16 protein-coding genes are annotated in these 18,592 nt (G+C 41.0%); 14 read left to right on the forward strand and 2 right to left on the reverse strand.

The genetic code is table 11. The annotated features are described in order from the left end of the window. Positions 1-78: 78 nt before the first annotated feature. The 8 genes from def to rpe all read left to right on the forward strand — a co-directional run bounded on the left by def (position 79) and on the right by rpe (position 8,915). Positions 79-558 (forward strand): peptide deformylase, encoded by a 480-nt coding sequence (def, locus tag ACFSGI_RS06615; RefSeq protein ID WP_204823370.1) that lies wholly within the window; start codon positions 79-81, stop codon positions 556-558. A gap of 7 nt (positions 559-565) precedes the next feature. Next, entirely contained in the window at positions 566-1,516 is a 951-nt protein-coding gene (gene fmt / locus ACFSGI_RS06620) for a methionyl-tRNA formyltransferase (protein WP_204823371.1), read from the forward strand. Beyond that, positions 1,513-2,952 carry a 16S rRNA (cytosine(967)-C(5))-methyltransferase RsmB gene (gene rsmB / locus ACFSGI_RS06625; protein ID WP_204823372.1) on the forward strand — a complete coding sequence of 480 codons (1,440 nt, stop codon included), beginning with the start codon at positions 1,513-1,515 and terminating at the stop codon, positions 2,950-2,952. Before fmt ends, rsmB begins: the two co-directional genes overlap by 4 nt. Positions 2,953-3,243: 291 nt before the next feature. After that, positions 3,244-4,290, forward strand: coding sequence for a dual-specificity RNA methyltransferase RlmN (gene rlmN, locus ACFSGI_RS06630; protein ID WP_204823373.1), 1,047 nt, complete (start codon positions 3,244-3,246; stop codon positions 4,288-4,290). 6 nt (positions 4,291-4,296) lie between these two features. Continuing rightward, on the forward strand, positions 4,297-5,070 hold the full coding sequence (locus tag ACFSGI_RS06635) for a Stp1/IreP family PP2C-type Ser/Thr phosphatase (protein WP_204823374.1): 774 nt from the start codon (positions 4,297-4,299) through the stop codon (positions 5,068-5,070). After that, positions 5,067-7,244 (forward strand): Stk1 family PASTA domain-containing Ser/Thr kinase, encoded by a 2,178-nt coding sequence (gene pknB, locus ACFSGI_RS06640; protein WP_204823375.1) that lies wholly within the window; start codon positions 5,067-5,069, stop codon positions 7,242-7,244. The genes ACFSGI_RS06635 and pknB overlap by 4 nt, the downstream gene beginning before the upstream one ends. A 75-nt stretch (positions 7,245-7,319) precedes the next feature. Beyond that, on the forward strand, positions 7,320-8,249 hold the full coding sequence (gene rsgA, locus ACFSGI_RS06645) for a ribosome small subunit-dependent GTPase A (RefSeq protein WP_204823376.1): 930 nt from the start codon (positions 7,320-7,322) through the stop codon (positions 8,247-8,249). A gap of 3 nt (positions 8,250-8,252) precedes the next feature. Then, positions 8,253-8,915 (forward strand): ribulose-phosphate 3-epimerase, encoded by a 663-nt coding sequence (gene rpe, locus ACFSGI_RS06650; protein WP_204823377.1) that lies wholly within the window; start codon positions 8,253-8,255, stop codon positions 8,913-8,915. A gap of 245 nt (positions 8,916-9,160) precedes the next feature. On the opposite strand, the gene rpmB is transcribed toward rpe, so the two are convergent. Beyond that, the gene (gene rpmB, locus ACFSGI_RS06655) at positions 9,161-9,349 is read right to left on the reverse strand and encodes a 50S ribosomal protein L28 (protein WP_069329046.1); all 189 of its coding nucleotides are present in this window, start codon (positions 9,347-9,349) and stop codon (positions 9,161-9,163) included. Between the two features lie 439 nt (positions 9,350-9,788). On the opposite strand from rpmB, the gene ACFSGI_RS06660 reads away from it, so the two are divergent. The 3 genes from ACFSGI_RS06660 to recG are packed head-to-tail and all read left to right on the forward strand — an operon-like array spanning position 9,789 to position 14,550. Beyond that, the gene (locus ACFSGI_RS06660) at positions 9,789-11,597 is read left to right on the forward strand and encodes a DAK2 domain-containing protein (RefSeq protein WP_204823378.1); all 1,809 of its coding nucleotides are present in this window, start codon (positions 9,789-9,791) and stop codon (positions 11,595-11,597) included. 27 nt (positions 11,598-11,624) lie between these two features. After that, entirely contained in the window at positions 11,625-12,485 is an 861-nt protein-coding gene (locus ACFSGI_RS06665) for a DegV family protein (protein ID WP_204823379.1), read from the forward strand. A gap of 13 nt (positions 12,486-12,498) precedes the next feature. Then, positions 12,499-14,550, forward strand: coding sequence for an ATP-dependent DNA helicase RecG (gene recG / locus ACFSGI_RS06670; RefSeq protein ID WP_204824928.1), 2,052 nt, complete (start codon positions 12,499-12,501; stop codon positions 14,548-14,550). Positions 14,551-14,765: 215 nt separating this feature from the next. Here the strand turns inward: recG and ACFSGI_RS06675 are convergent, their stop codons facing one another. Beyond that, positions 14,766-15,299, reverse strand: a complete 534-nt coding sequence (locus ACFSGI_RS06675) for a hypothetical protein (protein WP_204823380.1) — start codon at positions 15,297-15,299, stop codon at positions 14,766-14,768. 268 nt (positions 15,300-15,567) lie between these two features. Between ACFSGI_RS06675 and ACFSGI_RS06680 the strand changes: the two genes are divergently transcribed. From ACFSGI_RS06680 to ACFSGI_RS06690, 3 genes are all read left to right on the forward strand, one after another. Next, the gene (locus ACFSGI_RS06680; protein ID WP_379282752.1) at positions 15,568-16,605 is read left to right on the forward strand and encodes an ABC transporter substrate-binding protein; all 1,038 of its coding nucleotides are present in this window, start codon (positions 15,568-15,570) and stop codon (positions 16,603-16,605) included. Between the two features lie 224 nt (positions 16,606-16,829). Further along, positions 16,830-17,765, forward strand: coding sequence for an ABC transporter permease (locus ACFSGI_RS06685; protein ID WP_204823381.1), 936 nt, complete (start codon positions 16,830-16,832; stop codon positions 17,763-17,765). Then, positions 17,765-18,559, forward strand: coding sequence for an ABC transporter ATP-binding protein (locus ACFSGI_RS06690; protein ID WP_204823382.1), 795 nt, complete (start codon positions 17,765-17,767; stop codon positions 18,557-18,559). Before ACFSGI_RS06685 ends, ACFSGI_RS06690 begins: the two co-directional genes overlap by 1 nt. The last annotated feature ends 33 nt before the right edge of the window (positions 18,560-18,592 follow it).

The following is an 18,592-nucleotide window of genomic DNA, read 5'->3' on the forward strand; positions in this document are numbered from 1 at the left end:
CAGATTTGTGTAACGAATAGCTTGGCAAAATGGTAGCATCGCAACAGTAGAGAGATAATATAAAGGACGGGATAAAGAATGGCTATACGTATTATTGTAACGGAACCAGATGATGTGCTTCACAAAAAAGCAAAAGAAGTGACTAAAATTACACCGAATGTACAGAAGTTGTTAACCGATATGGCAGACACGATGTATGATGCAGACGGGGTAGGTCTTGCTGCGCCACAAGTCGGTATTTTGAAACGTCTGATTGTAGTTGATGTAGGTGATGATAATGGATTAATCGAACTTATTAATCCTGAAATTATAGAAAGTAATGGCGAGCAATTAGGTTCAGAAGGCTGTCTCAGTATTCCAGGTCTTAACGGTCAAGTTCGTCGTGCTTTGGAAGTAACGGTTAAAGGTCTAGATCGTAACGGTGAAGAAGTGACGATTACAGGTCGTGATTTGTTAGCACGAGCTTTTCAACATGAGATCGATCATTTGAACGGTGTGCTATTTACCGATATCGCAGAGCGTGTGTATGACCGTAAGCTAGACGAGGAAGGGGAATAAGTCTATCGTGAACATTGCATTTATGGGAACACCAGATTTTGCTGTGCATAGCTTAAATGTTCTAATTGAAGAAGGCATGAACGTAGTCTGTGTTGTGACTCAACCGGATCGTCCGCAAGGTCGCAAAAAAGTGTTAACACCTACACCTGTCAAAGCAGCAGCGGTAGAGCATGGTATTCCTGTACTTCAACCGCAACGCATGAGAAATCCAGAATCTATCGCAGAACTTGCAGCATATAAGCCAGATTTGATCGTTACGGCTGCTTTTGGACAAATTTTACCGAAAGCTGTACTTGATCTTCCACGCTTAGGTTGTGTAAATATTCATGGCTCTTTGTTGCCTAAATATCGCGGAGGCGCACCGATTCAACGTTGTATTATTAATGGTGAAACGGTAACAGGCATTACGCTGATGTATATGGCAGAAGGACTCGATACAGGAGATATGATCTCGAAGATTGAAGTGCCGATTACCGATGAAGATACCTCGGGTACTTTATTTGCCAAAATGAGTGAAGCTGGAGCAACAATTCTTCGTCAAGAATTGCCACGCTTGTTAGAAGGTAAAGTTGAAGCAGAACCGCAAAACGATGATGAATCCACATATGCTCCGAATCTGACTCGTGAAGATGAACAATTGGATTGGTCGAAAACCAGTCGTGAATTATATAATCAAGTTCGTGGTCTTGTACCATTCTCCGGCGGATTCACATTATGGAATAGCGAAGTATTCAAAGTATGGAAAATAAGCAAGCCTACAGCGGATGCTACGTTAAAAGGATCAGCGCTAGAAGCTGTACCGGGAACTGTTTTGGAACTATTGCCAGAAGGTATTGTAGTTCGTACAGGAGATAGCACAGTGACATTAACAGAGATTCAACCTGCGGGCAAAAAAGCACTACAAGCGTCAGACTTTGTACGTGGTACGTCAATGACTAAAGGTACGGTGCTCGGGTGAATAATCAAAATCATAACAACAAATCCAAACGTCAACCGAATGCGGATAGCCCGTTAGCGAATAATACTAAAACCAAGTCTGATCCGAAAAGTAAATCGGTTCGTCCAACAACAGCTCGTGAAGTGGCTTTGGAAGTACTGACTGCTGTGGAAGAAGAAGGTTCTTATAGTAATCTTGTACTGAATCAAATGCTCAATCGTATTCGTCTGGAACGTGCAGATATCGGACTGGCTACAGAGTTAGTCTATGGTACAATGTCACGTTTGAATACGATCGATTATTTCCTCGGACAATTTGTGGCTAAAGGTTTAAATAAACTTCAACCCTGGGTACGTAATCTGTTGCGGTTTAGCTTTTATCAAATCTACTATCTGGATCGGATTCCTGCTCATGCGGCTGTGAACGAAGCGGTCAATATTGCGAAGCGTCGAGGACATCAAGGCATATCGGGTATGGTGAACGGAGTTTTGCGTAATGTGATTCGTCGCCGGGAAGAATTGGTGATTCCACAAGATTTGCCACCAGCGAAAAGAATAGCATTGCAACATTCATTCCCTGAATGGATGGTAGCACGTTGGATCAAGCAATATGATGAAACAACGGCTGAACAAATCTGTATGTCCAATAACGAAGCGCCATCGGTAAGTATCCGTGTGAATACGCATCGCACTTCCCGTACCGCAATGTTGGAATTGCTAGAGAGTGAAGGTTACAATGTAGAAGTGTCTCCATTATCTCCAGATGGTATTCTGGTGCATGGTGGCGGGAATATGGCGTTAACATCATGGTATCAAGAAGGATTAATCTCGGTGCAAGATGAGAGTTCGATGCTTGTTGCTGAAGCGGTACAAGCGAAGTCTGGTATGAATGTACTTGATTGTTGCGCGGCTCCAGGGGGCAAAAGTGTACATTTAGCTGAGAAAATGAATAATAGTGGTCATATTATTGCCAATGATATTCATGAACATAAGCGCCAGTTAGTGGATGATCAAGCAGAACGTTTGCAATTATCGATTATTGAAACAACTGTTGGAGATGCATTAACATTAACAGAACGCTATCCTGCGGGTTCTTTTGATCGAATCTTGTTAGATGCTCCATGTTCAGGTCTGGGCGTTATTCGTCGGAAACCTGATCTGAAATGGAATAAAAGTATTGCTGATATCAAAGAAATCGTACAATTACAACAACAATTGTTACAAAATATCTCTACATTGCTCAAGCCAGATGGTATTATGGTCTACAGCACATGTACGATTGAACGTAGCGAAAATGAAGCGATTGTAGAATCTTTTTTACACCAAAATAAGCAATTTGAATTGGTTCCTTTTGCACCGGTAAGCACCAATCATGCCAAAACCGGAATTCAAATTTTACCGCAAGACTTTTATTCGGATGGATTTTATATTGCTGCATTACGTAAAATTAGTATGTAATCTGCTTTATTTTTATCTTTTGGATAGATACTATAAAAGTGGCTTGTTACTTATGGAGAGCATGTTTATCCTGAGTAAAGCCACTTTTGCTGTGTTTAGGAATAAATGCTAATCTATAATCAACCGATAACAGAAATATAGTAACAAATAGTAACGATATCTTAATGAACAGACCCTTTAGGGTTTGATTGTTTTATGCTAGAATAGTAAGGATGAAATTCAATGTTGACCGTCATATGATCTGTTGTATCAAAAAATGAAAAGAATTTGAGAATAGGTGTGATAATTGTAATGAAACCTTTTATATATGATTATGCTTTGGAAGATCTACAGAACTGGGCAAAGGAAAATAATGAACCTGCTTTCCGCGCAGGACAAATTTTTGACTGGCTGTATGTGAAGCGTGTGACTTCGTTTGAGGAAATGACTAACCTTTCCAAGGAACTTCGCGCTAAACTAGACGACCAGTTTTCTTTTGTTCTATTGGACGAGATTACTAAAATGCAGTCTAAAGATGGTACGGTTAAATTTTTGTTCGGTCTGCATGATGCTCATGCGATTGAGACTGTTATTATGCGTCACAACTACGGGAATAGTATCTGTGTAACAACACAGGTCGGTTGCCGTATCGGTTGTACATTCTGTGCATCTACATTGGGCGGACTCAAGCGTAATCTTACAGCAGGTGAGATTGTAGCTCAGGTTGTGCAAGCACAGAAGATTTTGGATGAAACGAATGAGCGTGTAAGCAGTATCGTAATTATGGGTTCAGGTGAACCGTTTGAGAACTATGAAGCAACGATGACTTTTTTACGCATCATGATTCATGAAAAAGGTTTGAATATCGGACAACGTCATATCACTGTTTCTACAAGTGGAATTGTGCCGAATATTTATAAATTTGCAGATGAAGATACACAGATCAATCTAGCGATTTCGATTCATGCACCGAACGATAAATTGCGTTCTAAATTGATGCCGGTTAACCGCCGTTTTCCTTTTGATGATGTAATGGAATCTCTTCGTTATTATTTAAACAAAACCGGTCGCCGGATTACGTTTGAATATGCGTTGATTGGTGGCGTTAATGATCAACCTGAGCATGCAGAAGAATTAGCAGATGTTCTCAAAACAATGATGTGTCATGTCAATTTGATTCCTGTTAACTATGTTCCAGAACGTGATTATGTGCGTACCCCGCGCAAAGATATTTTTGAATTCCAGCGTATTTTATCTGACAAAGGTGTGAATGTAACGATTCGTCGTGAGCAAGGACACGATATCGCTGCGGCTTGTGGACAATTACGGGCGAAACACATGGAGTCGACTGCGAGGTGATCACATTTGATTAGAACAGCGCAACATAGTGATAGGGGACACGTTCGACAAGTGAATGAAGATTCAGTATGGATCGGTTCAATTCAACAGGAATATACACTAGGTATAGTCGCAGATGGTATGGGCGGGCATCGTGCAGGTGATACAGCCAGTCAATTAGCTGTGCAGACCATTATAGGTGATCTGCAAGGTCTGGAAGCTGGTCTATCGCTGGAAGCTTGTCGTGCCGCTTTACATGATGCGATTTTACATGCGAATAATGTTGTTTTTCATACTGCTCAAATGGACGACAGTTACCACAATATGGGAACGACTGTTGTAGCTGTATTGCTACGCGGTAATAGCGGCATTATCGGTCATATCGGTGATAGCCGCGCTTATTTGGTAGGCGAAGAAGAATTACGTCTATTGACGCAAGATCATACACTGGTCAATGAATTGCTCAAAAATCATCAGATTACACAAGAAGAAGCGGCTGTTCATCCGCGCCGTAATGTGTTAACACGTGCACTGGGTACAGATGCAGAGGTCGTTGTTGAAATAGACGATATTCAGCTCAAAATCGGTGAAGTGCTTTTGCTATGTAGTGATGGATTAACAAATATGATTGGTAATCAGCAGATCGAAACGGTTGCGCTGGCAGGTATTCCACTGGAAGAGCGTGCTAAGCACTTGGTGGCTTTGGCGCTTGAAGCTGGTGGCGAAGATAATATTACTGTTGCCCTTTTCGAAATGGATGACTCTACTGTAGAGTTGAGCACGAAGGGGTGGGAACAATGATCGGACATACGCTAGGCGGCCGTTATGAAGTCATCGAGGAAATCGGTGGTGGCGGTATGGCGCTTGTATACAATGCGCGTGATGTGCTGCTTAATCGTCATGTTGCCATCAAAGTTTTGCGCCAGCAATTTGTATATGATGAAGAATTTATTCGCCGTTTCCGTCGTGAAGCTCAGTCGGCGGCATCCTTATCACATCCTAATGTGGTTAGCATCTATGATGTTGGACAGGAAGGCGATATTCACTATATCGTGATGGAATATGTACAAGGTTACAATTTAAATGAAGTGATCAAAGAACGTGCTCCTTTGCCTGTAGATGAAGCGATTCGAATCGCTTCTCAGATTTGCGACGCACTTGATCATGCGCATCATAATCAGATTATTCACCGCGATATCAAACCACATAATATTTTGATCGGTCGTAATGGACGGGTAAAAGTAACCGATTTTGGTATTGCTCGTGCGGTGACGTCTACCACAATTACACAAACAGGTTCTGTTGTCGGTTCAGTGCATTATTTTTCGCCTGAACATGCCAAAGGTGTAGCTACAGGTGAGAAGTCTGATTTGTATTCACTTGGAATCGTATTGTATCAAATGCTGACTGGGCGACTTCCTTTTCTTGGTGAAAGCCCGATTAGTGTAGCACTCAAGCATTTACAAGATGAATTTGAAGAACCGCGGTTAATTAATCCGTTGATTCCGCAAAGTGTAGAAAATATTATTTTGAAGTCAATGCGTAAAAGCCCTTCAGAACGATACAATTCTGCTCATGAAATGTTACAAGATCTGGATACATGTCTATTGCCAGAACGTCGTAGCGAAACGAAAGTATATTTTCCAACTGTAGACGATGAAGAACAGACACGCGTGATATCGGCGATTCGCCCGACTTCGATTCCTGTAGGGGATGATGATCGTAAGTCTGATCGTGAAATGTCACGATCTTCTGCACCTGCGAAGCAACAGCGCAAATGGGTAAAACCGACGATCTGGATTTCGGCAGTTGTGGTATTACTAGCATTAATGACGATAGCCACGATGTATATTCGTTCTACGTTAGAAGTAGCAGATGTGGCTGTACCGAATCTGATTAACCAGACACAGGATAATGCCAAAAAGTTAGTCAATGCTCAAGGATTAGAGATTGGGCAGGTTAGCAGTGAGTACAAAGAAGGACAGCCGGCGGGTATTGTTATCGCCCAAAGTAAAGATGCCGGAACGATGGTTAAAGAAGGCGCTCTGATTGATATTACGGTCACCGCTGAAAAAGAACTATCCAAAATGCCCGATCTGAATGCCAAAACGTATGAAGATGCACGTAAGTTGTTGCTAGCAGAAGGATTTAAAGAAGATCAGATAACACGTGTTGATGAAAATAATGACAATGTTGATAGTGGAACTGTATTTGATCAGACACCTGGAGCGAATGCAGATGTTGATCCAGCAACCACAACAGTTACTGTGACTGTAAGTAAAGGAACAGCTACTGCTTCTGTACCTGATCTCACAGGAATGGGTCAGTCTGATGCTCAAGCCAAATTATCTTCAAGTGGATTTACTGTAGGAGATGTAGGACAAGAAACCAGTTATACAGTAGCTACTGGTAAAGTGACTCGTCAAAATCCTGCTGCTGGTAATTCGTTGAGCAAAGGAAGTAAAGTATCATTCTGGGTGAGTTCTGGATATCCACCAGAAGCATTTGATTTTACGTATTCTGTATCTATTCCGCCAGCAACAGCAGGCAAATCTAGCAAAATCAATATCAAATACACCGATGCTACAGGTGAAAATAAAGATTGGGGTACCAAAACAATCAATTCACGTCAGTCTCTTAAAGTGAATATGGTGTTAGGCCCTAATCGTGATGGTGCTGTATCGATCTATCGTGATGGCGAATTTATCGATACGTATGCGATTGGATATAATGAAGCGAAGCAAGGCAGTGTACAGGAAACAGTTATCGAACCAGATGCTCCTGTTGAAGTTCCACCTGTTGATAATGGTGGCAATACAGGCGGTACAGGAACAGGGACGGATGATCCTGCGGTAGACCCACCAGCAGACGGTCAAGGAACCACACCAACAGATCCAGCAACAGATGGAACTACACCGACCGATCCGACAACAGAAGAAGGATCAACAGATGGTGGAACTACCAGTACACCGTAATTGAGTTCTACTTTATCAAAAAGCAATAATCAGAACAGATAGAAATAAGCTTTATCTATGAAGGGACGGAATCACATGCTACAAGGCTTAATCGTCAAAGCTTTAAGCGGCTACTACTATGTGCAACAACAAGCCGATGATATAGCCTCGGGCGGGGATCACCGGCAAACAGTTCAGTGTCGTGGACGCGGTATTCTTAAAAAAAAAGGAATCTCACCGTTAGTTGGCGATCAAGTTCTATATTCGTTAACTGAAAATGGAGAAGGCACAGTGGAAGAATTATTACCTAGAAAAACAGAATTGATTCGTCCACCTGTTGCTAATATTGAGCAAGCTGTTCTTCTTTTTTCAGTCAAAGAACCTGATTTGAGTCTGCATTTGTTAGATAAATTTCTAGTTCATGTGGAAGATGCGAATTTAGAACCTTTGATTTGTTTTAGTAAAATGGATCTGATCGATCCAGAAGACACTCAAACATTGACTGAAGTAGAGCAAGCACGTCAATTGTATGAACAAATTGGTTATAAAGTGATTTTAACCAGTGCTGAAGATGGTTCTGGTACTGCAACGATTCGTGCCGAATTATCGAATCGAATTAGTATGTTTGCAGGACAATCGGGGGTGGGTAAATCTTCTTTACTGAATGCGATTATTCCTGGAAGTACAATCAACACCAGTGAGATCAGTATGCGACTTGGACGTGGACGGCATACGACACGCCATGTCGAGCTGATTGAGCTTGATGGTGGCGGTTATGTAGCAGATACTCCCGGATTCAGTCAAATGAACTTTACACAGCTCGGTGTGGACTTAGAAGACTTGGGATCATGCTTTCGCGAGTTCAACGAATACTCGGACGGGTGTAAGTTCCGTGGATGTACTCATTTGCATGAACCCGGCTGTAAAGTAACCGAAGCTTTAGCAAAAGGTGAAATCGCAGAAAGTCGCTATAAACACTATCAATTATTTTATCAAGAAATGAAAGACGAAAAACGGAGGTATTGAACTATGAATTCTATCAAAATCGCGCCTTCGATCTTGTCAGCCGACTTCGCCAAATTAGGTGCAGAAATCGCAGAAATAGAACGCAGTGGTGCAGACTGGTTACATGTCGATGTAATGGATGGACATTTTGTACCTAACATCACATTTGGTGCTCCTGTATTACAGGCTGTTGCTCCACATACAGGACTATTCGTAGATGTTCATCTTATGATCGAAAATCCAGAAAATTATATTGCTGATTTTGTTAAAGCAGGCGCACATATGATTACGGTACATGCAGAAGCATGTGTACATTTACATCGTGTCATTCATTTGATCAAAGAACATGGTGTCAAAGCAGGAGTAGCTTTGAATCCTGCAACGCCTATCTCTGCGATAGAAGAAGTATTGGATGATTTGGATATGGTGCTTGTTATGACTGTAAATCCGGGATTCGGAGGACAAGCATTTATCCCACGTATGGTGGATAAAGTCAAACAACTACGTGATTGGGCAAATGCTAAAGGTCATACTGCTTTTCATATCGAAGTGGATGGAGGCATCTCGGCAACAACTGCCAAATTAGTGGTAGATGCAGGTGCAGATGTATTGGTAGCAGGAAGTGCGATATTTGGAGCGCCTGATCGTGCCAAAGCGATTCAAAGTATTCGAGATAGTCTGAACTAAATCTTTCGTATTTCATATCAATTTAAAAGTATCGATCATACAAAAACTATACAAAAACCAGTAATCATTATCACATAGATATGAATTACTGGTTTTTTGGTATATATAAAATGAATCTTCAATGGTGATGACAAAGAAAATATGATAGCGAAGTAAAAATAGGTCATCCAGACATCAAAAAAACATCCCTATCGCTAGAGATGCTTTTCATCATTACATATAATACTTAATGTATTAGCCGTAAATTATACGCGAGTCACTTTACCGGATTTCAAAGCACGGGTGCTGACATATACGCGTTTTGGTTTACCGTCTACCAAGATGCGAACTTTTTGAACGTTCACGCCCCAAGTACGACGATTGCGGTTATTAGCGTGAGAAACAGTATTACCACTACCAGGTTTTTTACCTGTTACATAACATTTGCGAGCCATAGTTACACCTCCTATTTCCAAAAAAACTGCATGAAAACAACACTTCTACCATATTAGCATAACGATTTGGCTATAGTCAACAGTGTCAAATACTTTATTTATTTCTATGGTAGGTTATAGTACAATGTAAAATAGTTCGACGTCTATCTTTTTGTCGGATATTAAATGTAATTGAATTGATGATTTCAGAAGGTTGGAGAAGAAATCGTCTATTCCTTATACCTTCTTGCCTATTTTTGGTACTTGATACAAGGACAAGGTTCTAATTTATAGGTATGGTGGTAATGGATAGAGTGGCAACGATAGATGATAGTCTGTTATAGTCCATAGAAATACACCTATTGCTTTTCAACAAACTTAACTACAAATAAAAATGAATATCCTGACCGAAATATGAACCGGCAGGATGTATAGGTATGATGAGGAAGGGGAATTTTCATTGAGTAAGCGTTTTTTAAATGGGACTGATTTCACCGCTATGGTGCTTGCTGGAGCAGAGCGATTGCAACAACATGCAGAACACGTCAATTCCCTCAATGTGTTTCCGGTACCTGATGGAGACACAGGAACCAATATGAATTTGACTATGACTGCGGGTGTAACCGAATTAAAACGTAATCATTCAGCAGTAATAGGCTCTACTGCAACAGTATTGTCTAAAGGATTATTAATGGGCGCACGCGGTAATTCTGGCGTTATTTTATCGCAATTATTCCGCGGATTTAGTCGTTCGGTAGCTTCTTATGAAGAATTAAATGCCAATCAATTTGCCGCAGCTCTTCAAAGTGGAGTGGAATCTGCGTACAAAGCTGTAGTCAAGCCAGTAGAAGGAACGATCTTAACCGTTGCCAAAGAAGCAGCCAAGCATGCATTATATTATTCACGTCGCACGACTGATATTACCGAGTTGATGGGCGAAGTACTTAAACGTGCTCAAGAAACATTAGCACAGACTCAAGAAATGTTACCGATCCTCAAGCAGGTAGGCGTTGTCGACTCTGGTGGACAAGGATTAGTCTACATCTATGAAGGATTCTATAATTATTTGCAAAACGGTTATGAAGTGAATCAAGATCAAAAAGTAAATCAAGATCAGGCAGATATCTATGCCAATATTGGAGAAAGTGTGCCTGTACATGGTTCTAGCGTCGCTTTGGATAAAGCGAAAGGATTAGCGACAACAACAGATCATTCTGCTCAATCACGTATCGAAACGGAAGATATTGAGTTTTTATACGATATGGAGTTCTTTATCAATCGTCAGATCGGTGATATCAAAAATGCTCCTTTTCATGAAGAATCTTTCCGTCAAGAGCTTTCGATCAATGGAGATTCGATTATTGTGATTGCAGATGATGAAGTCGTCAAAGTACATGTGCATTCCAAAGCACCTGGGGAAGTATTGAACTTGGCATTACGATATGGTGAAATTACACAGATTCATATTTTGAATATGCGTGAGCAACATCGTGATCTATTATCAGCAGGCTTGGATATTGCTCCATCTCCAGACGTATTTGCAGAAATGCCAACCCAACCTTTGACAGCTCAAGAAACAGCGACACCGCCTGCGGAAGAGGTAGCACCTTATGGCTTTATCGCAGTATCAGCAGGTGACGGTATCTCTGATATTTTCAAAAGTCTAGGTGTAGATGTGATCTTATCCGGTGGACAGACCATGAATCCAAGTACAGAAGATTTTGTAAAAGCAGTTGAAAGTATGTCTGCTGATCATATCTTTATTTTGCCGAATAACTCTAATATTGTACTGGCGGCTCAACAAGCCAAAGACTTATTAGAAGAAACGCATCATATCACTGTTATTCCGAGTAAAAGTATTCCACAGGGTATAGCGGCTGCTTTTGCTTTTCAGGAAGATGAAGAGGTCAGTGTCAATCAGAGCAATATGAATGAAGCTTTGCAACATGTGAAGTCCGGTCAAGTGACCAACGCTGTACGTGATACAGTGATTGAAGAGATGAATATTAAAGAAGGACAATATATCGGAATTTACAATTCCAAAATTGTAGCCGCTAGTGATCTTATGCTTACAACCTGTCAGCAACTATTGTCCAACATGATTGAAGAAGGGCAAGAAGTCGTCACCGTATTAGTAGGTAACGATGCAGATGATCAAGATACGACTGCTCTGATGGGCTGGCTTCAAGAAACATATCCTGATGCAGAGATTGAGATGCATGAAGGTGGTCAACCGGTTTACCATTATTTATTCTCGGTGGAATCTTGAGAATAGGAACGATAGGAGGGAGAAACGATGGCACATACGATAATCGTGACTGATAGTACAGCAGATATTCCAGCTACTCTAGCAGAACAGTATGGTATACGGATTATCCCATTAAGTTTGTTTTTTGGTGAAGAGACATTTGAAGATGGTGTAGATATTCAGGCGGACGAATTTTATCGCCGCCTGGTGTCTGTATCTGTATTGCCGACCACATCGCAACCTGCTCCTGCCAAATTTGCAGAAGCGTACGAATCGATTCATGAGCAATATCCTGATGCTTCTATCGTATCGATTCATTTATCATCAGGACTTAGCGGTACGTATCAATCAGCATTAATCGGTAAATCGATGATCGATCAAGATGATCATATTACGATACTTGATTCCAAGTCGGCTTCGTACGGTTTTGGAATGGCTGTAGTACATGCGGCTAGACTGGCTGAGCAAGGGAAAACGGTCAATGAGATTATAGATGGTGTAGAACATATTTTGAAAAGCCGTTCCTTGTACTTTATCGTCGATGATCTGGAAAATCTGCGTAAAGGTGGACGGATTGGTAGAGCATCAGCAGTTCTTGGAACACTGCTCAATGTGAAACCAATCTTATCGATCGATGAACAAGGACAAATCTATGCAGTGGAAAAAGTAAGAGGTCAGAAAAAAGCAATGGCGCGTATTGTTGAAATGATGCGTCAAGAATTAAAAGTAGATAAAATCAATCTAGCTTTGGGACATACAGCTGATCCACAGTCTACCGAGCCACTGTTAGCGTTGTTCAAAGAACACTACGAGATTGGTGAGCTGGTGCTCCCAGACATCGGCTCTGTAGTGGGAAGCCATACAGGAGCGCGTACACTTGGAATCTTCGCGTGGCCGGATCAGCCATAAACGAGGGATGAACATGAATATCAGTCTAGAACAGATTACAGTTCGGCAAGTGAACGGCGTGAGTGCTCTCAAAGAAGGAGAGCTTCACGCCTTTGGCGTCTATACGATACTTGATTTACTGGAGTATTTTCCTTTTCGCTATGAAGATTATCGTCTTCGATCATTATTAGAAGTGAAAGACGGAGAAAAAATAACGGTGCAAGCCAAAATTGTAGGTCTACCTGTACTACAACGATATGGCAAAAAATCAAGACTGACCTGTAAAATGATGGTCGACGATTGGATGGTTACCGCGACATGGTTTAACCGTCATTATCTGAAAGAACAATTAACCTCTGGTCGTGAAATTATACTAACCGGCAAATGGGATCAACGTCGCTCGCAAATGACTGTCCTTGATTCTGAATTTCCTGATAAAGGTACACAGCGTAGTGGGAGTCTTCAACCGGTCTATTCGGTAGGAGGTAATATTACACAGGGCTGGATGCGCAAAACGATCGGCAAAGCACTTGATCAATATGGTGAAATGATTCCTGAAATTTTGCCACAAGAGATCATGCAACGTTATAAGCTTGTATCACGCAAGCAAGCGATTCGTCATTTGCATCAACCGGGTGATACTGATGAAGGCAAGCAAGCACGTCGCCGGATGGTTTATGAAGAATTATTTCTGTTCCAATTAAAATTACAAGCGTATCGCAATATTAATCGGAAGCGAAATAGCGGGATTGTGCATACTACAGATAATGCAACGATTCGTGAATTTGTGCGTAGTTTGCCTTTTGAATTGACCGATGCACAGAAACAAGTTGAATTAGAAATTTTGAAAGATATGCGCGCACCGTATAGCATGAATCGTCTACTCCAAGGAGATGTAGGTTCAGGCAAAACAGTAGTCGCAGCGATCGCTTTATTTGCCACTGTGCGTTCAGGACATCAAGGTGCATTGATGGTACCAACCGAGATTCTAGCAGAACAGCATATGCGCTCGCTACAGCGGATGTTTGAGCCTTTTGGCATAACGGTAGGGATGTTAACCAGTAGTGTCACTGGGCGCAAGCGGAAGGATCTGCTGGCTTCCCTGCAAATGGGGATGATCGATATTTTGGTCGGTACACACGCTTTGATTCAAGACGAAGTGTATTTTCGCAGTCTAGGAGTTGTTGTTACTGATGAGCAGCATCGCTTTGGCGTAAATCAGCGAAGTATTTTGAGACGCAAAGGTTTTGATCCTGATGTGCTAACGATGACCGCTACACCGATTCCGCGCACACTGGCTATTACTGCTTTTGGAGATATGGATGTATCAACGATTGCAGAACGTCCTAAAGGACGTAAGCCGATCAATACGTACTGGGTAAAACATAATATGATGGATCGTGTAATGGGCTTTATCGCACGTGAAATTGATCAAGGACGACAAGCCTATCTAATCTGTCCACTGATTGAAGAATCAGACAAATTGGATGTGCAAAATGCGATTGATCTGTATGTGCAGATGGATCAAGCTTTTCCAAATTACAAAGTAGGGTTGTTACATGGACGTATGCATGCGACAGAAAAAGAAGAAGCCATGCGTCACTTCTACAGTAATGATATTCAATTGTTAGTCTCTACAACGGTTGTAGAAGTTGGGGTCGATGTTCCCAATGCAACACTGATGATTATTATGGATGCTGATCGATTTGGATTATCACAACTTCATCAGCTACGCGGACGTGTCGGTCGGGGAGAACATGCTTCATTCTGTATATTGATAGCTGATCCGAAGTCTGAAACAGGTCAAGAGCGGATGCGCGCTATGACCGAGACAGAAGATGGATTTGAAGTGTCCCGGCGTGATCTAGAAATTCGTGGGCCTGGTGAGTTTTTCGGTACCAAGCAAAGTGGATTACCGGAGTTCAAAGTGGCTGATATGATGAGTGATTATGAAGTGTTAGAGATTGCTCGTGTCGATGCTGTGAAATTAGTGAGTAACGAATTTTTCTGGACTTCACCAGAGTATGCTGCTTTGCGAGAGTATCTTGAAAAACAGCAAGTTTTTCAAGGCGAGTTAATGGATTAAATCGAGATGATAGAAAAAAACGCAAGCAAAAGGAGAGTACGATGATCGTGCTCTCCTTTTTGGTATACGTTATAACATACATATGAAAAAACAGATAAACAAGCGCTTTTTCAGCATATTCCTTTTTTACACATCTATATCTAATTATAGATTGACTTACGATAGTCTAGCGCTTTAATATAGATTCAATATACATTTTCCTTATTAACCTATTCTTACATAGCACTGTTAATGATCCTCTGTGCTTGATCTTCAACTTCTGTCATATATTGTTCGTATTGAGCTTGTGTAATTTGACCAGCAGCTAATGATTGCTGCCAGATGGTACTTATGTTATTGATCAACATATCAGCAATTTTCGTTTTTTCCATACCTTGATGTTCAGCGATTTGAGCAATCGTATCTCCATCTTGCAAGTGTTGCTTCAATTCGTGATTCGTCATTCCAAGCAGACTGGCTATTTCATCAAATAAGTCGCCGAGATTCCATAATGGATAAGTAGACAGTAGACTATTTGCAGTCAATGAAGTAATTGAGACCGATGGTTTATATTTTTCTGAAATGAGTTGTTGCATATCACGCTTTGGAGTCTGATTGTTGGATAACGTAGTAGTGATAGTATGTTCGAGTCGACTAGGGATGATTTTGCTTATCGTTGATGCATGAGCTTGTGGACTGATAATGACTGTTCCACTTATAGCTAGCGTCATCGCGATCGAACTGGTTGCTACGATTTTCTTCATATCCATTCAGGCTCTCCACCTTTCTCAGTTGATGCTTTACGTTGAGGATACCTACTTAGCATAATCGATATAGATGAGAATACTCTTAAAAGTAAATTAAAATACGCTAAGAATATTTCACCGAATGTGAAGTATAAAGCTTTCCTTTTTTTATACTGTTACTTTCGTTAAGTAAAGTTGTAACGCATTCAAACGGCATTGCAGTTTGAATGATGCAGTTCAGTGTACTGAACATATAGAGCTTAAGACTAGAGATGAGAGGGGTTACACGTCAATGAATTTGAAGCAGAAATGGATTTTACCTCTAAGTATGGTAATGATGATGTTGACAGCAGTAGGGTGTAGCAGTAATGCAAACGAAGGCGCTTCTTCAGGAGATGCAGGTAGTACAGATAGCAAATCGTACAAAATTGGCATCTCACAGATTGTAGAGCATCCTTCTCTAGATGAGACACGTAAAGGATTTCTAGCAGCGCTAAAAGATGCAGGCATTGTAGAAGGTCAGAATTTAACAGTCGATTATAAAAATGCACAAGGTGATTCCACTAATAACTTATCGATTGCACAGACTTTATCTCAAAGTGACAACGATTTAGTACTGGCGATTGCTACTCCTTCAGCGCAAGCGGTAGTAAGTCAAGTGAAAGATACACCTGTTCTTTTTGCAGCAGTCACTGATCCATTAAGCGCCAAAATCGTAAGTGATCTACAAAAGCCGGGTGGTAACGTATCTGGAGCATCAGACACAAATCCAGAAGCGATCACAGAACTGGCTGATTTTATCGGTACCGAATTGCCTGATATCAAAACGATTGGTCTTGTTATCAACGAAGGTGAACCTAATGCGGTTATTATGGCACAGCGTGCAGAAGAAGCTTTTCAAAAACATGGGATTACACTCATCAAAGCAGCAGTAACCAATACTTCTGAAGTTCAACAAGCCGCACAATCGTTAGTCGGTCGTGCAGATGCTTTTTATATTACATTGGATAATTCGGTAGTTAGTGCTGTTGATACGATTATTCAATTAGCCAATGCGAACAAAATGCCTTTCTTCTCTAGTGATCGGGATACTGTAGAAAAAGGTGCTTTTGCTACAGTAGGCTTCAAATATTATGATCATGGTTATCAAGTCGGACAAATGGCTGTCGATGTATTGAAAAATGGCAAAAATGTAGGTGACTTGCCTGTAGCGATGCAAGAAAAATTAGATTTGATCTTAAATCTCAAAGCCGCAGAAGCGCAAGGCATCAAAGTGACAGATGAAATGAAAGCCAAAGTGAAAGATCCAGATAATAATTTAATTCAATAATGAAATAAAAACGTAATGATAGACGCGAACACAATAAAATAAGGTTACAAAATCACATTGTATGACCCTATTGCACATGTCGTTAAAAAGAAATAAGATCATGCAAAATGGGATGAGCTTCTTTGGAGTTCATCCTATTTTGGTACATGGGGTTGGATAAGGTAAGCATGACCAACAGCGATTAGCAATAGACAGCATGAAGAAGAAAGGGGCGAGCTTATTTTATGGATTTATTTTTGAAAATAGGCGAAGGATCATTACAACTAGGATTGTTATATGCGTTGCTTGCATTAGGTGTATATATTACATTTCGCATTTTGGATTTTCCTGATTTGACGGTAGATGGAAGTTTTACAACAGGAAGTGCTATCACAGCCGTTATGATCGTACATGGATATTCACCGTGGCTTGCTTGTTTGGGCGCTTTTGCAGGAGGACTTGCCGCAGGAGCATGCACAGGCTTGCTTCATACTAAAGGTAAAATTAATGGATTATTATCCGGTATTTTAATGATGATCGCATTATATTCGATCAACTTGCGGATTTTGGGCAGTCCTAACGTATCTATTTTTGGCAATGCAATGGTATTTGATCATATCTCTCCAATTGCATTGATGTTGATTATCGTAATTGTATGCAAATTGTTGTTAGATGCTTTTCTGCGTACAGATATGGGATTGGCTTTGCGAGCGACCGGTGATAACAAGCGGATGATTCGTAGTCTGGGCGCTAATACGGATACAACAACGATTATTGGTGTGAGTCTTTCCAATGGATTGGTCGCTTTATCTGGTGCTTTTGTTGCTCAGACATCTACATTTGCAGATGCAACTTCAGGGATCGGAATGATTGTTATCGGACTTGCTTCTGTGATTATAGGTGAAGCGATTTTTGGTGCCAAAACGGTATTTAGAGCTACGTTAGCTGTTATTTTAGGCTCGATTGTATACCGAATAGTAGTTACAGCCGCGCTACGAATCGAATGGTTTGAAGCTTCTGATCTTAAATTAATAACAGCTGTTATCGTTATTATTGCACTGGTTTTCCCGGCTATCCGTAGTAAAGTAAAGCAAAAAGGATTAGCTAAAAAGCGTTCTGCAGAATTATTAAGCAATATTCAGACAGCGCCTTATTCCAAACCAACCGGAGGTGAACAGTAATGCTACATATCGAAAATGTCTCTAAATTGTTCAATCCGGGTACAGTCGATGAAAAAATTGCTCTTATAGGGATTCAGCTTCATTTGAATCCAGGTGATTTTGTCACTGTGATTGGTAGTAATGGTGCAGGCAAATCGACTCTAATGAATATTATTTCAGGGGTTATCCGACCGGATACAGGTCTGGTGAAGATTGAAGGGCAATCTGTAGGACATCTACCAGAATATCAGCGTAGTCGCTGGATCGGACGTGTATTTCAAGATCCGATGGCAGGGACAGCTCCTCATATGTCGATTGAAGAAAATCTAGCTATGGCTTATCGTCGTGGTAAAAATCGTGGTTTTGCTTTTGGCGTAACTTCGGCAAGGCGTCAGCTTTTCAAGCAAGAATTATCACGTCTAGGGATAGGATTGGAAAATCGGTTACGTGCCAAAGTCGGGATGTTATCTGGCGGAGAACGTCAGGCGCTCAGTCTATTAATGGCGACATTTACCCGTCCACAGATTCTGTTACTAGACGAACATACAGCAGCACTTGATCCGGCGCGTGCCGATTTGATTACTTCACTAACCAAAGAAATTGTACGTGATATGAACTTAACTACACTGATGGTTACACATAATATGGAGCAAGCGATCCGTCTTGGTAATCGTCTGATTATGATGGATAAAGGTAAAATTATTTTGGATATTGATGAAGAACGCAAAAAGGATCTGACGATCGAACGATTAATGTCTGAATTTGAACAGATTAGCGGAACCAAAATGGCAGATGATCGTGTTGTACTTGGTTAACTATCTGTGCTAACTATATTTCAATCTAAACCC

This window comes from Paenibacillus nicotianae, assembly GCF_042681745.1.
In the GTDB taxonomy this organism is placed as follows: Bacteria; Bacillota; Bacilli; order Paenibacillales; family Paenibacillaceae; genus Saccharibacillus; species Saccharibacillus nicotianae.